Here is a 13,204-nt window from a genome sequence, read left to right as displayed (position 1 = left end):
GGGCGGAGCCCCGTACCGCGGCCGCGGCGGCGTGGGGCGTCAGTAGAGCTTGCCGGGGTTGAGCAGGCCGAGCGGATCGAAGGCCTGCTTGACCGCGCGCTGCATCTCCAGGCCCACGGGGCCCAGTTCGCGGGCGAGCCATTCCTTCTTCAGGACGCCGACGCCGTGCTCGCCGGTGATGGTCCCGCCGAGCTCCAGTCCCAGTTCCATGATCGCGTCGAAGGAGGCGCGGGCCCGCCGCGTCTCGTCCGCGTCGGCCGGGTCGAAGCAGACCACCGGGTGGGTGTTGCCGTCGCCCGCGTGCGCGCAGACCCCGATCAGCAGGTCGTGCGTGCGGGCGATGGCGGCCGTCCCGTCCAGCATCTCGGCGAGCCGCGAACGCGGTACGCACACGTCGTCGATCATCGTCGCGGGCCGCAGGGCCTCCAGGGCGGTCAGCGACATCCGGCGGGCCCGCAGCAGCAGTTCGGACTCAGCGCGGTCCTCGGCGGGGACGACGGCGGTGGCTCCGGCGGCCGTGCACAGCCGCGCGACGGCGGCCAGGTCGCCGGGGGCCTGCGGGGTGTCGAAGGCGGCCAGCAGCAGGGCCTCGGTGGTCTCGGGCAGCCCCATCCGGCCGAGGGCGTTGACGGCCCGGACGGTCGTACGGTCCATCAGTTCGAGCAGCGAGGGCACCAGGCCCGCCTCCATGACGGCGCAGACGGCCGCGCAGGCGGCCGCGGCGGAGGGGAACTCGGCGGCCAGCGCGAGCTGCGGGAGCGGCGCGGGGCGCAGCCCGAGGACGGCGCGCACGACCACCCCCAGGGTGCCCTCGGAGCCGGTGAAGAGCCGGGTGAGGTCGTACCCGGCGACCCCCTTGGCGGTGCGCCGGCCCGTGCGCAGCAGCCGCCCGTCGGCCAGGACCACGTCGAGGCCGAGCACGTACTCGGCTGTGACCCCGTACTTGACGCAGCACAGGCCGCCCGAGGCCGTGCCGACGTTGCCGCCGATGGTGCACTGCTCCCAGCTGGAGGGGTCGGGCGGGTAGTACAGGCCGTGCTCGGCGACGGCCCGGGAGAGGACGGCGTTGACGACGCCGGGCTCGACGACGGCGATGCGGTCGACGGTGTCGATCTCCAGGATCCGGTCCATCCGGATCAGGGAGAGCACGATGCAGCCGTCGGTGGCGTTGGCCGCGCCGGACAGGCCCGTACGGGCGCCCTGCGGGACGACGGGGACGCGTAGGGCGGTGGCGGTGCGCAGGACGTGCTGGACCTGTTCGACGGTGCGGGGCAGGACGACGGCGGCCGGGGTGCCGGCGGGGCAGAAGGCGGCCATGTCGGTGGCGTAGGAGGCGGTGACCTCGGGGTCGGTGAGGACGGCCTCGGCGGGGAGCCCTTCGAGCAGGCTCTCCGTCAGCCGCGCGGCGAGCGGTGGGTGCGCGGAGCGCGGTACGGAGGCCGAGAGATCATCGGCTGTGAGATCCATGGGCTCAGCGTGGCACCGGGGGCCATCGGTGTGAACACGGCGGCGACCGGCTTCGGACAGCCGGGCGAGCTCTTCATATTGACGCACAGTGCCTTCATGGACCGTATCGACGAGGAATCGCAGCAGCCCGTGCCGCCCGTGACCTTCACCGGCCGCAAGACGCTCGTGGCGGCCGCGGTTGCCGTGGTCCTGATCGTCGGGGCGCTGGTCATCCGGCCGGCCCGCCAGGGCGACGACGCGCGCCCGCCGGGCCCCAGCGAACGGGCCGCCTCGGCGGTCGGCATGGGCGCGCCCGCGGCGGCGGTGGACCTGACGGCGCTGGTCGCCGACCGGGAGAAGTGGGTCGCGGGGCATCCGGACGACGAGGGGTCGTGGGCGGTGCTCGGGGCGGCGTACCTGGAGCAGGCGCGGCGGACGGCGGGCCCGGGCTGGTACCCGAAGGCGGAGAAGGCGCTGAAGCGGTCGCTGGAGATCCACCCGGCCGAGAAGGGCAACTTCGACGCGATGACGGGCATGGGCGCGCTGGCCAACGCCCGCGGGGACTACGCCACCGGCAAGAAGTGGGGGGAGCTGGTGCGGGCGCAGGCACCGCAGCGGTGGACGGCGTACCCGGTGCTGGTGGACGCCTACTCGGGCCTCGGGGACTACAAGGGCGCCGAGCGGGCGATGGAGCGGCTGGTGGACCTGCGGCCGGGGCTGACGGCGTTCATCCGGGCCTCGCAGGTCTACCGGGACCGTGGCTGGCGCGAGGACGCGGCGATGGCGATGGAGCACGCGGCGGGCGCGGCGAAGTCCCCGGCGGAGAAGGCGTACGTGCTGTTCCGGCTCGGGGAGCTGGCCTGGGAGCGGGGTGAGACGACGGAGGCGCTCGGCCAGTACGAGGGCGCCCTGCGGGCGGACCCGGCGCAGGCGGAGGCCCTCGGGGGCCGGGCGCGGGCGCTGGCCGGGCTGGGCCGTGGCGGGGAGGCGGTACGGGACTACCGGCTGGCGCTGGGCCGGGCGCCGATGCCGCGACTGGCGCTGGAGCTGGGCGAGTTGCTGGAGTCGCTGGGGCGGGCGGACGAGGCGCGGGTGCCCTACGACATGCTGCGGGCGGCGGCGCGGGAGGGGGCGGACGGGGTGAACGACGAGGTGGTCCTCGGCCTGTTCGAGGCGGACCACGGGGATCCGGGCGCGGCGGTGCGGCGGCTCACGCAGGAGTGGGCACGGCACAAGAACATGCAGGTGGCGGATGCGCTGGGGTGGGCGCTGCACAAGTCGGGGGACGACACGGCGGCCCTGGAGTACGCGAAGAAGGCGACGGACCGGGGTTTGCGCAGTGCGGACTTCGCCTACCACCTGGCGATGATCGAGCGGGGTGTCGGGGACGAGGCCGGGGCGCGGCGCCACCTCCAGGAGGCGATGCGCACGAACCCGCGGTTCTCGCCGGTCCGGGTGCCGCTGGTGAAGGAGGCCCTGGCCTCGATCGGCCAGCCGCCGCCGGGCGGTCCGGAGAACGTGCAGCCGCCCACGCCGTGGGTGGCGCCGGAGCTGCCCAAGCCGGCCAAGCCGGAGCCGAAGCCCGCGGCGGCGAAGGCGGCTGCGCAGAAGCCGGCCGCCGCGAAGCCGAAGGCGGCGGCTGCGCCGGCGAAGCCGAAGCCGGCCCCTTCGCCGACGCTGACGCCGGCGCCGAGCCCGTCGGGAGAGTGACACGGCAGCGGGCCGGGGCCCGGGAGCTCGTGCCCCGGACCCCGGCCCGCGTACGGCCGGCCCGCGTACGGCCGGCCCGCGTACGGCCGGCTTGCCGCGTGCGGCCCGTTCACCGCAGAGCCGCGTACCCGCTGTGACGGCTAGAGGTTGCCGCGCTTGGCCTGCTCGCGCTCGATGGCCTCGAACAGAGCCTTGAAGTTGCCCTTGCCGAAGCCCATGGAGCCGTGGCGCTCGATCATCTCGAAGAAGACCGTCGGGCGGTCCTGGACCGGCTTGGTGAAGATCTGGAGCAGGTAGCCGTCCTCGTCGCGGTCCGCGAGGATCTTCAGCTCGCGCAGGGTCTCGATCGGGACGCGGGTGTCGCCGACCCACTCGCCGAGCGTGTCGTAGTACGAGTCCGGGGTGTCCAGGAACTGCACGCCCGCCGCCCGCATCGCGCGGACCGTGGCCACGATGTCGTTGGTCGCCAGCGCGATGTGCTGGACGCCCGCGCCGCCGTAGAACTCCAGGTACTCGTCGATCTGCGACTTCTTCTTCGCGATCGCCGGCTCGTTGATCGGGAACTTCACCTTCAGGGTGCCGTCCGCGACCACCTTCGACATCAGCGCCGAGTACTCGGTCGCGATGTCGTCGCCCACGAACTCCTTCATGTTCGTGAAGCCCATGACCTTGTTGTAGAAGCCGACCCACTCGTTCATGCGGCCGAGCTCGACGTTGCCGACGCAGTGGTCGATCGCCTGGAAGGTCCGCTTGGCCGGCGGCTCGACCATCGGGGCGACGGCGACGTAGCCCGGCAGGTAGGGGCCGGAGTAGTTCGAGCGGTCGACCAGCGTGTGGCGGGTCTGGCCGTAGGTGGCGATCGCCGCCAGCACGACCGTGCCGTGCTCGTCGGTCAGCTCGTACGGCTCGTCCAGGCCGCGGGCGCCCTGCTCGACGGCGTACTTGTACGCGGCGCGGGCGTCCGGGACCTCGATGGCGAGGTCGATGACGCCGTCGCCGTGGTCGGCGACGTGCTCGGCCAGGAAGCGGCCGTGGTCCGTGGTGGCCTTGATGACCGAGGTCAGGACGAAGCGCGCGGCGCCGTTGGTGAGGACGTAGCTGGCCGTCTCGCGGACGCCGTTCTCCGGTCCGGAGTAGGCGACGAGCTTCATGCCGAAGGCGGTGGAGTAGTAGTGCGCGGCCTGCTTGGCGTTGCCGACGGCGAAGACGACCGCGTCCATGCCCTTCACCGGGAAGGGGTCTGCCTCACGCGCGGTGTGCGGGGTGGTTTCGAGGTTCGCCAAGGAGTCAGTCATGAGCGCAGAGTCCCGCCGATCCACAAGCTGCGCAATAGTTTCGATTTCTGCTGTACAGGTTGCCCAGTAGGGGCGGAGGATGACTGAGAGATCTGTGCAGGATGACCACTCCCCGAGCGCCTGGAGGACCCCGATGGGAATCGACGCACTCGACGGCCGGCTCATCGTGCTGCTCGCGCGGGAGCCCAGGATCGGGGTGCTGGAGGCCTCGCGCCGGCTCGGCGTGGCCCGCGGCACCGTGCAGGCCAGGCTCGACCGGCTCCAGGCGAACGGGGTGATCCGCGGATTCGGCCCCCAGGTGGATCCGGCGGCCCTCGGATATCCGGTGACGGCCTTCGCCACACTGGAGATCAAGCAGGGCCAGGGCGCCGACGTACGGGCCCACTTGAGCGGGGTGCCGGAGGTCCTGGAACTGCACACGACCACCGGGCACGGGGACATGCTGTGCCGGCTGGTGGCCCGGTCCAACGCCGACCTCCAGCGGGTGATCGACCGGGTGGTCGGCTTCGAGGGGATCGTGCGGGCCTCGACGGCGATCGTCATGGAGAACCCGGTGCCGCTGCGGATCATCCCTCTGGTGGAGCAGGCGGCGGAAGACCACTGACGCAGTTCCAAAGAACAGTTTGCAAAGAACTCCTTGCATAGAGTCCTTTGCAAGTCTACGGTCGAGGCGTGCCCGAAGATCCTCAGGCCCCTGAGCCCGCCACGCCGCCCCAGGTCCGCATGCTGGACGCCCGTTCCCTGCGCGGACTCGCCCACCCGCTGCGCATGCGCATGCTGGCCGCCCTGCGGCAGGACGGCCCGGCCACGGCCTCCCAGCTGGCCGAGCGGCTCGGGGAGTCCAGCGGCTCCACCAGCTACCACCTGCGCCAGCTCGCCGCGCACGGGTTCGTCGAGGACGCCCCGGAGCACGGCAAGGGCCGGGAACGCTGGTGGCGGGCCTCCCACGAAGGCACGGGCTTCGACGAGTCGATGCTGTACGACGGCGACCCCGAGACCCGGGGCGCCGCCGATGTCTTCCTGCACGAGATCGCAACGATCCACGCACAGGAGATGGACACCTGGCTCGGCAATGCCCACGCGTGGCCGACGGAGTGGCGGCGCGGCTCCGACATCAGCGACTTCACACTGCGCCTGACGCCCGAGCAGAGCCTGGAGCTGGTCCACAAGCTCCACGACCTGGTCAACGGCTACCGCGACCTGCCGGCGGTGGAGGGCATGGAGACGGTCCGCGTCCACACGCACGCCTTCCCCCGCCGAAGCGGGGCATAGCCGACCGCCGGCCACCCGCCGGTCCCGCTCCGCAGGCTCGTCCCGCGCGTATGCACCTGTGCGCCCGCGCCCGTACCTCACCCCTCCCTGCCTGAGAAGGAGTCCTGCCATGCACGCCTTCCCGTCCGCCGCCCTGTCCGCCGAGCTCCACGCCGACACCCACACCGCCCGGACCGCCGAGCCGGCCGCCGAGGCCACCGCCTGGCACCTCGCCGGGGATGCCGCCCCCGCCCCCTCCCTGCGCAACCGGCTCGGCGGGGCACTGATCGGCGCCGGGCTGCGCCTCATCCAGCCCGGCCCCCTCCCCACCCGGATCGCCCGCGCCCCGCACGCCGCATGAGCCGGCGGCCCTTCACGGCCGTCCTGGCCGCCAACACCGTCTCCATCGCGGGAAGTTCACTCACCCTCATCGGCGTCCCGTGGTTCGTCCTGCAGACCACGGGCAGCGCCGGGCGCGCCGGGGTCGTCGCCTTCTGCGCCACCCTGCCCGTCGTCGTCGCCGCGCTCGTCGGCGGCCCGGTCATCGACCGGATCGGGCGCCGCCGGGTCTCCGCGGCCTCCGACCTGATCTGCGGTCTGGCCGTCGGCGCGATCCCGCTGCTGCACTACGCGGGTCTGCTGGAGTTCTGGATGCTGTGCGCGCTGATGGCCGTCGGCGGGCTCGTGCACACCCCCGGCCTGACCGCCCGCGGGGTCCTGCTGCCCAGCCTGGCCGAGCACTCCGGAACCACCCTCACCCGGGCGGCCGGCCTCTACGACGCGGTCTCCCGCGGTGCCCGCATGATCGGGGCCGCGGTGGCCGGCCTGCTGATCGCGGTGTTCGGCGCCGAAGCCGTCCTGCTGCTGGACGCGGCCACCTTCGCCGTCTCGGCGCTGCTGGTCGCCGCCTTCCTGCGCGGGGTGCCGGCCGCCGATCCGCAACCGGCCGCCGACAAGGTCTCGTTCGCCGGCTACCGGGCCGAACTGGCCGAGGGCTGGACCTTCCTGACCCGTTCACGGCTGCTGCTCGGCATCACGCTGATGGTGATGATGACCAACGGCCTCGACCAGGGCTGGTCCTCGGTGCTGCTGCCCGTGCACGGCCGCGAGGCCCTCGGCGGCGCCACCGCGCTCGGCCTGCTGATCTCCCTGTTCGGCGGCTCCGCCCTGCTGGGCGCCCTGCTGTACGGGTGGTGGGGCGAGCGGTTCCCCCGCAGGACCGTCTTCGCCGCGGCCTTCCTGGTCTCCGGCTCGACCCGCTACGTCGTCGCCGCACTCGCCGGCAGCACGCTCCCGCTCGCCGTGACGATGGCCCTGGCCGGGCTGGGCGCGGGCATGCTGAACCCGATCCTGACCACGGTGGTCTACGAGAAGGTGCCCGAGGAGCTGCGCAGCCGGGTCGCCGGGGTGAGCACGGCGGGCTGCGAGCTGACCATGCCGCTGGGCGGGCTCGCCGCCGGTCTCCTGGTCGACGGGTTCGGGACGGCGCGGGCGCTGCTGCTGTTCGGCGGCACCTACCTGCTCGTCACGCTCGCGCCGCTGATCTTCCCGGCCTGGCGCGCCATGGAGCGGGCGCCCGGGCCGGTCAGCACGACGGAGCCGGCTCTCCCCGGTTCAGCGCCCGCAGCGCGTTCACCGCATCCGTCAGCGAAGTGACGGGGACCAGCCGCAGCCCCTCGGGGAGCTCGGACTGGGCGTCCGTGCACTCCGCTTCCGGTACGAGGAACACGTCCGCCCCGTCCCGGCGCGCGGCCTGGGTCTTCAGCGCCACCCCGCCGACCGCGCCGACCTTGCCGTCGGGGGTGATGGTTCCGGTGCCGGCGACGGTGCGGCCGCCGGTGAGGTCGCCGCCGCTGCCGTCCCCGTCGAGCTTGTCGACGATGCCGAGGGAGAAGAGGAGGCCCGCGCTCGGCCCGCCGACGTCGGCGAGGTGGAGCTCCACCTTCACGTCCTTGGGATCCTTGTGGAGGTATCCGAGGGCGGCCCGGGAGGCGGCCGACTGCGACGTGGCCATTTCCTCCAGATTGTGCTCCTCGATCTCCTCGTCGCTTCCGCCCGAGGGGTAGACGGCCTCCTTGGGCATGACCGCCCGGGTGGTGTCGAACAGGTTGTCCAGCAGCTCGGGCAGGGTCACCGTGGTCGACGGGCCGGTCGCCTGGATGGTGGTCATCCGCAGCTGGCCGGTGGTCTGCCGGGTCGGGGCGCCGGAGACGACGATGACCTGCTTGCCGTCCCGGACACCGAGCACGTCGGCCGTGGGCCCGGGCCGGGCGATCACGAACGGCAGCGGCGCGAAGGCCGCGGCGGCGAACAGGCCGAGCACGGGCGCGGCGCAGGCGGCCAGGGCGGCGGGACGCGGCAGACGTGTGAGGCGAGAGAGCACCCGGCCAATCTATCGGGCGCCCGATGCGGCGAAGCCGCGCCCCGACGACGGGACGCGGCTTCGGCGGGGCCCGGCCCCGTGCGACGCGCTCAGCGCAGGGCGTCGGCGACCTCGCGGGCCGCGTCCACCACCCGCGGGCCGACCCGCTCGGGCACGGCGTCGGCCAGCATCACCACGCCGACGCTCCCCTCCAGCCCGGTGATGCCCACGAGCGGGGCGGCGGCTCCGCTCGCACCGGCTTCGAGCTCCCCGTGGGTCAGCGTGTAGCCGGGCTCGATCAGCGAGCCCTGCCGCGCGGCCAGGATGGCCCGGCCGGCCGCGCCGCGGTCCAGCGGGTGGCGGAAGCCGGCCCGGTAGGCGACGTGGTAGTCGGTCCAGGTCGGCTCGACGACGGCGACGGCGAGCGCCTCGGTGCCGTCGACGAGGGTCAGGTGCGCGGTGGCTCCGATGTCCTCGGCGAGGGAGCGCAGCGCGGGCAGCGCCGCCTCGCGTACGAGCGGGTGCACCTGCCGCCCCAGCCGCAGCACGCCGAGTCCGACCCGGGCCCGGCCGCCGAGGTCGCGGCGGACCAGGGCGTGCTGCTCCAGGGTGGCCAGCAGGCGGTAGACCACGGTGCGGTTGACACCGAGTCGGTTGGAGAGCTCGGTGACAGTCAGACCGTGGTCGGTGTCGGCGAGCAGCTTGAGGACCCTGAGCCCTCGGTCGAGAGTCTGGGAGGTTTCCGCGGTCACGACGCCTCTCCCTCTTTCGGTGGCGGCGGTGACTCTCACGGGGTGGAGCGCTGCCGGTCCCTCGGCGACGCACGGAGAGGCCGCCGGTAGCGGCCATGGCACCGGCTGCGCTCCCGCGGCGGCGCTGCCACGGGGCGTTCGATGCGGGGACAGTAGCGAGCGGGTCCGCTCAGCGGAAGTCCTCGTCCAGAATCCGGGCGCGTACTACCCCTTTATGACGGTTTCCGCAGGCCCGTCGGCGTCAATTCGTGATCGGCACCGACCGGTTGGGTCCGTACGAAGCACCGCACGGACCCCACGGTCACATCTGGAGAAACCACCCACGGAGCCGAGGGGTCAAACCGGGCGCCCGGGGCTGCGGTCGGGGGCGGGCCTGCCGGCCGGGGCCTGGGCGCCGGGGCGTCAGCGCATGCGCGTGGCCCACTCCTGGACCTTCTTGATCCGCTCCCGCAGCTGCCCGGCGGTGGCCTCCGCGCTCGGGGGCCCGCCGCACACGCGGCGCAGCTCCGTGTGGATCACGCCGTGCGGCTTGCCGCTCTGGTGGACGTACGCCCCCACCATCGTGTTCAGCGACTTGCGCAGCTCCAGCAGCTCCTTGTGGGAGACCACCGGCCGCCGCTCCGCGGGCAGCTCCAGCAGGTCGGCCTCGGCGTCGGGCTTGCGGCGGCTGTGCGCGATCTGCCGCGACTGCCGCTTCTGGAGCAGCAGCTGCACCTGGTCCGGCTCCAGCAGCCCCGGGATGCCGAGGTAGTCCTGCTCCTCCTCGCTGCCCGGGTGCGCCTGCATGCCGAACTCGGCTCCGTCGTACAGCACCCGGTCGAAGACGGCGTCGGACTCCAGCGCCTCGAAGGACATCTGCTCGTCCTCGCCGGTGTCCTCGTCCTCCTGCCGGTTCGCCTCCTCCATCTCCTTCTCGGACTCGGCGTACGGGTCCTCCTCGCCCTGCTTCTTCGGCCGGTCGAGGACGTGGTCGCGCTCGACCTCCATCTCGTTGGCGAAGCCGAGCAGGTAGGGGATCGTCGGAAGGAATACGGACGCCGTCTCGCCACGTCTGCGCGAACGCACGAAACGTCCGACGGCCTGGGCGAAGAACAGCGGGGTGGAGATGGTCGTCGCGTACACGCCGACCGCGAGGCGCGGTACGTCCACGCCTTCGGACACCATCCGGACCGCGACCATCCAGCGGTCGTCGTTCCCGCTGAAGTCGTCGATCCGCTTCGAGGCGCCCGCGTCGTCGGAGAGCACGAGGGTCGCCTTGGTCCCGGTGATCTCGCGGATCAGCTTGGCGTACGCGCGCGCCGCGTCCTGGTCGGAGGCGATGACCAGGCCGCCCGCGTCGGGGATGCTCTTGCGCACCTCCGTCAGCCGCTGGTCGGCGGCGCGCAGCACGTTCGGCATCCATTCGCCGCGCGGGTCCAGGGCCGTGCGCCAGGCCTGCGAGATGGCGTCCTTGGTCATGGGCTCGCCGAGGCGGGCGGCGATCTCGTCGCCCGCCTTCGTACGCCAGCGCATGTTGCCGCTGTAGGAGAGGAAGATCACGGGGCGGACGACGCCGTCGCCGAGGGCGTTCCCGTAGCCGTAGGTGTAGTCGGCGGAGGAGCGCCGGATCCCGTCGTTCCCCTCTTCATAGGTGACGAAGGGGATGGGGTTGGTGTCGGACCGGAAGGGCGTACCGGTCAGGGCGAGGCGGCGGGTCGCCGGGTCGAAGGCCTCCAGGCAGGCCTCGCCCCAGGACTTGGAGTCGCCGGCGTGGTGGATCTCGTCGAGGATGACCAGCGTCTTGCGCTGCTCGCAGCGGTTGCGGTGCAGCATCGGCCGCACGCCGACGCCCGCGTACGTGACGGCGACGCCGTGGTACTCCTTGCTGAGCGGCCCGGCGGAGTAGTCCGGGTCCAGCCGGATGCCTATCCGGGCGGCGGCCTCGGCCCACTGCTTCTTCAGGTGCTCGGTCGGCGCGACGACGGTCACCTGCTGCACCACGTGGTGGTGCAGCAGCCAGGACGCCAGGGTCAGGGCGAAGGTCGTCTTGCCTGCGCCGGGCGTCGCCACCGCGAGGAAGTCGCGGGGCTGGGTCTGCAGGTACCGGTCCAGCGCACCCTGCTGCCAGGCGCGCAGCTTGCTGGCGGTGCCCCACGGGGCACGGCCGGGGAAGGCGGGTGAGAGGTGGTGGGAGGCGGTAGTAGTCACGGTCTCCGGTTCGGGCTCTCGGCGGCGGTCGTACGTAGGACAACCGGGCCACCCTACCGGTGCGGGCCGACCCCTCGGCGAGGGACAGGCCCGCGACCTCGCCGGGTGCGGTGAGCGTCACACCGCTTCGTGCAGCGCCTTCAGCCGCCGGGCGATCTGGCCCACGTCTTCGAGGCTTCCCATTGCCACCTCGATCACCAGCTCGTACGCCTCGTCCTGATCGACCTCGATCATTTCGGTCCCGTTGAAGTCGAGGAACACGAGGTGCACATCCACGCCATGCGCTTGTCGCCGTCGACCAGTGGATGGTGGATGGTGGACGGCGAGCGACTGGAGCAGCGCCGCGGCCTTGTCCGTCTTCTCGCCCAGCCTGCGCACGGTCTCTCGGTCCGCCTCCTGTTCGAGGTGGCGGTCTACCGCCTGGAGCACTACGGCGTGCATGCTGCGGCCCTCCTCCTCAGCCCGGAGCTTGAGTGCCTCTTGCTGGTCGTCGCGCAGACGCAGGTTCATGGCCCTACCAAAACGGCACCACCGCCACGGGGCCGCAGTGGTGCTACTTTGCAGCGGGAGCCGCGGCCGGTACGGAATCCACCCGGGTCGCGACCCACGCCCCCACCAGCGCCACTGCGGCCATCGGCAGGAAGACGACGACGAAGGCGGCCGGGTGCGAGGCGGTCGTTCCTTCCGCGAGGGTGTGGCCGGCGCCCGCCGCTCCCCCGCCCACCGCTCCCCCGCCCAGCGCCGCGAACGCCGCGCCCCCCGCCGCGAGCAGCACCACATTGGCCAGGGCGTCCGAGATCTGCAGGGCGGCGGAGTTGGCCCCCGCCTCCTCCGGCGCGGACAGCTTCAGCAGCAGCACGCTCGTCGAGCCGATCACCAGCCCCATCCCCAGGCACCCCAGCGCCCAGACCAGGGCCACCGTCCACACCGGCACCGCCTCGATCAGCACGGCCGGCGCCCCCGCGATGGCCGCCGCGACGAACACCATCCCCAGCACCATGAGCCGCTGCCGGTACGGCGCCACCCACCCTTTGGACTGCACCCACGAGCCGCCCGCCCAGGTCACCCCGCCCAGCGCCAGCGAGAACCCGGCGAGCGTCGGGCTCAGCCCCCGCTGGGTGACCAGCATCAGCGGCACGAAGCTCTCCGCGGCGATGAAGGAGCCGGCCGCGACCCCGCGCAGCAGCACCACGGAGGGCAGCCCGCGCCGCGCCAGGTACGTCCCGCGCGGCAGCAGCCCCAGCACCGCGGGCATCAGCAGGGCGGCCCCGACGAGAGCGGGCAGCACCGACACCCACCGCAGGTCCTGGGCGGCGTACTGGAGCAGCCCCGCCCCGACGGAGATCCCGAGCGCCAGCCGGATCCGCCGCCGGTCGAAGGCCGCAGGCGGCGCGTCCGCGTCGACGGGGCCGGAGGCGGTCCGCCGTATCGCGGGCAGCGCGACCGCCAACGGCACCACGACCAGCGCCGGAATCCCGAGGAACACCCACCGCCACCCGAGGTGCTCGGTCACCGTCCCGGCGGCCAGCGGTCCCACGATGGACGGCACGACCCAGCTCGCGGCGAAGGCGGCCATGATCGCGGGCCGCAGCCGCTCCTCGTAGGCCCGGCTGACGACGACGTACAGGGCGACGATCACCAGCCCGCCCCCGAACCCCTGCACGGCCCGCCCGAGCACGAACACCCCCATGCCCCCGGCGGTCCCGCAGCACACCAGCCCGGCGGCGAAGGCCCCGATCCCGACGGTGAGCGGCCGCAACGGCCCCCGCCGGTCGGCCCACTGACCGGAGAGCACCATGCCGAAGAGGCTGGTGGTGAAGTAGGCGGAGAACCCGAAGGCGTAGAGCCCGATCCCGTCGAGCTCCCGCGCGGCGACGGGCATGGCGGTGCCGACGGCGGTGGCCTCGAACGCGATGAGGAACACCACGGAGATGATCCCGACGCTGAGCGTCCGGTACGCGGACCCGAGAATCCCGCCCCCGGGCTGGGACGGGACCGGCACGCTGCGCTGCGGAACGCGGGGTTCAAGGGCACTCATCGCCCCAGAGTAAGGCCCGTAGCCACCGGGCGCCCCTGTCATTTCGACGGAGCCCGCCTCGTCCCGCGGACCTAGGCAGTTTCGTTTGGATCACCGGGCGGACCAGAGGAAGATGCCCGCGATGTGGAGCCCGGCCAGGTAGATGGTGGCGGTCTTCTCGTAG

11 protein-coding genes and 1 pseudogene are annotated in these 13,204 nt (G+C 73.0%); 5 read left to right on the top strand and 7 right to left on the bottom strand.

The window, feature by feature from the left end; all coding sequences use genetic code 11:
* Positions 1-39: 39 nt before the first annotated feature.
* The gene (locus AB0B01_RS23470) at positions 40-1,467 is read right to left on the bottom strand and encodes an FAD-linked oxidase C-terminal domain-containing protein (protein WP_361722363.1); all 1,428 of its coding nucleotides are present in this window, start codon (positions 1,465-1,467) and stop codon (positions 40-42) included.
* A 96-nt stretch (positions 1,468-1,563) separates the two neighbouring features.
* Here AB0B01_RS23470 and AB0B01_RS23465 point away from each other — a divergent pair, with 96 nt between their 5' ends.
* Positions 1,564-3,156 (top strand): tetratricopeptide repeat protein, encoded by a 1,593-nt coding sequence (locus AB0B01_RS23465; RefSeq protein WP_361722360.1) that lies wholly within the window; start codon positions 1,564-1,566, stop codon positions 3,154-3,156.
* A gap of 140 nt (positions 3,157-3,296) precedes the next feature.
* Here the strand turns inward: AB0B01_RS23465 and hppD are convergent, their stop codons facing one another.
* Complete coding sequence (gene hppD / locus AB0B01_RS23460; protein ID WP_361722357.1) at positions 3,297-4,451, bottom strand: 4-hydroxyphenylpyruvate dioxygenase; 1,155 nt, start codon at positions 4,449-4,451, stop codon at positions 3,297-3,299.
* Positions 4,452-4,584: 133 nt separating this feature from the next.
* On the opposite strand from hppD, the gene AB0B01_RS23455 reads away from it, so the two are divergent.
* From AB0B01_RS23455 to AB0B01_RS23440, 4 genes are all read left to right on the top strand, one after another.
* Positions 4,585-5,055, top strand: coding sequence for an Lrp/AsnC family transcriptional regulator (locus AB0B01_RS23455; protein WP_361722354.1), 471 nt, complete (start codon positions 4,585-4,587; stop codon positions 5,053-5,055).
* A gap of 119 nt (positions 5,056-5,174) precedes the next feature.
* Entirely contained in the window at positions 5,175-5,723 is a 549-nt protein-coding gene (locus AB0B01_RS23450; RefSeq protein ID WP_361722460.1) for a helix-turn-helix domain-containing protein, read from the top strand.
* 109 nt (positions 5,724-5,832) lie between these two features.
* Positions 5,833-6,063, top strand: coding sequence for a hypothetical protein (locus tag AB0B01_RS23445; RefSeq protein ID WP_361722351.1), 231 nt, complete (start codon positions 5,833-5,835; stop codon positions 6,061-6,063).
* A complete protein-coding gene (locus AB0B01_RS23440) occupies positions 6,060-7,358 on the top strand; it encodes an MFS transporter (RefSeq protein ID WP_361722348.1) in 1,299 nt (432 codons plus the stop codon). Before AB0B01_RS23445 ends, AB0B01_RS23440 begins: the two co-directional genes overlap by 4 nt.
* Here AB0B01_RS23440 and AB0B01_RS23435 read toward each other — a convergent pair.
* The 5 genes and pseudogenes from AB0B01_RS23435 to AB0B01_RS23415 all read right to left on the bottom strand — a co-directional run bounded on the left by AB0B01_RS23435 (position 7,288) and on the right by AB0B01_RS23415 (position 13,041).
* Positions 7,288-8,085, bottom strand: a complete 798-nt coding sequence (locus AB0B01_RS23435; protein ID WP_361722345.1) for a S16 family serine protease — start codon at positions 8,083-8,085, stop codon at positions 7,288-7,290. The genes AB0B01_RS23440 and AB0B01_RS23435 overlap by 71 nt on opposite strands.
* 89 nt (positions 8,086-8,174) lie before the next feature.
* A complete protein-coding gene (locus AB0B01_RS23430; protein WP_007264382.1) occupies positions 8,175-8,816 on the bottom strand; it encodes a helix-turn-helix domain-containing protein in 642 nt (213 codons plus the stop codon).
* 402 nt (positions 8,817-9,218) lie between these two features.
* Positions 9,219-11,003, bottom strand: a complete 1,785-nt coding sequence (locus AB0B01_RS23425) for a DEAD/DEAH box helicase (protein ID WP_356846873.1) — start codon at positions 11,001-11,003, stop codon at positions 9,219-9,221.
* 363 nt (positions 11,004-11,366) lie between these two features.
* Positions 11,367-11,513 (bottom strand): annotated as a pseudogene (locus AB0B01_RS23420) (Arc family DNA-binding protein); the annotation flags it as partial.
* 43 nt (positions 11,514-11,556) lie between these two features.
* Entirely contained in the window at positions 11,557-13,041 is a 1,485-nt protein-coding gene (locus tag AB0B01_RS23415) for an MFS transporter (protein WP_361722340.1), read from the bottom strand.
* Positions 13,042-13,204: the final 163 nt, after the last annotated feature.

Origin of the sequence: Streptomyces sp. NPDC044571 (genome assembly GCF_040647115.1) — a bacterium.
Classification (GTDB): Bacteria; Actinomycetota; Actinomycetes; order Streptomycetales; family Streptomycetaceae; genus Streptomyces.
This window is presented reverse-complemented; position numbering and strand designations above follow the sequence as displayed.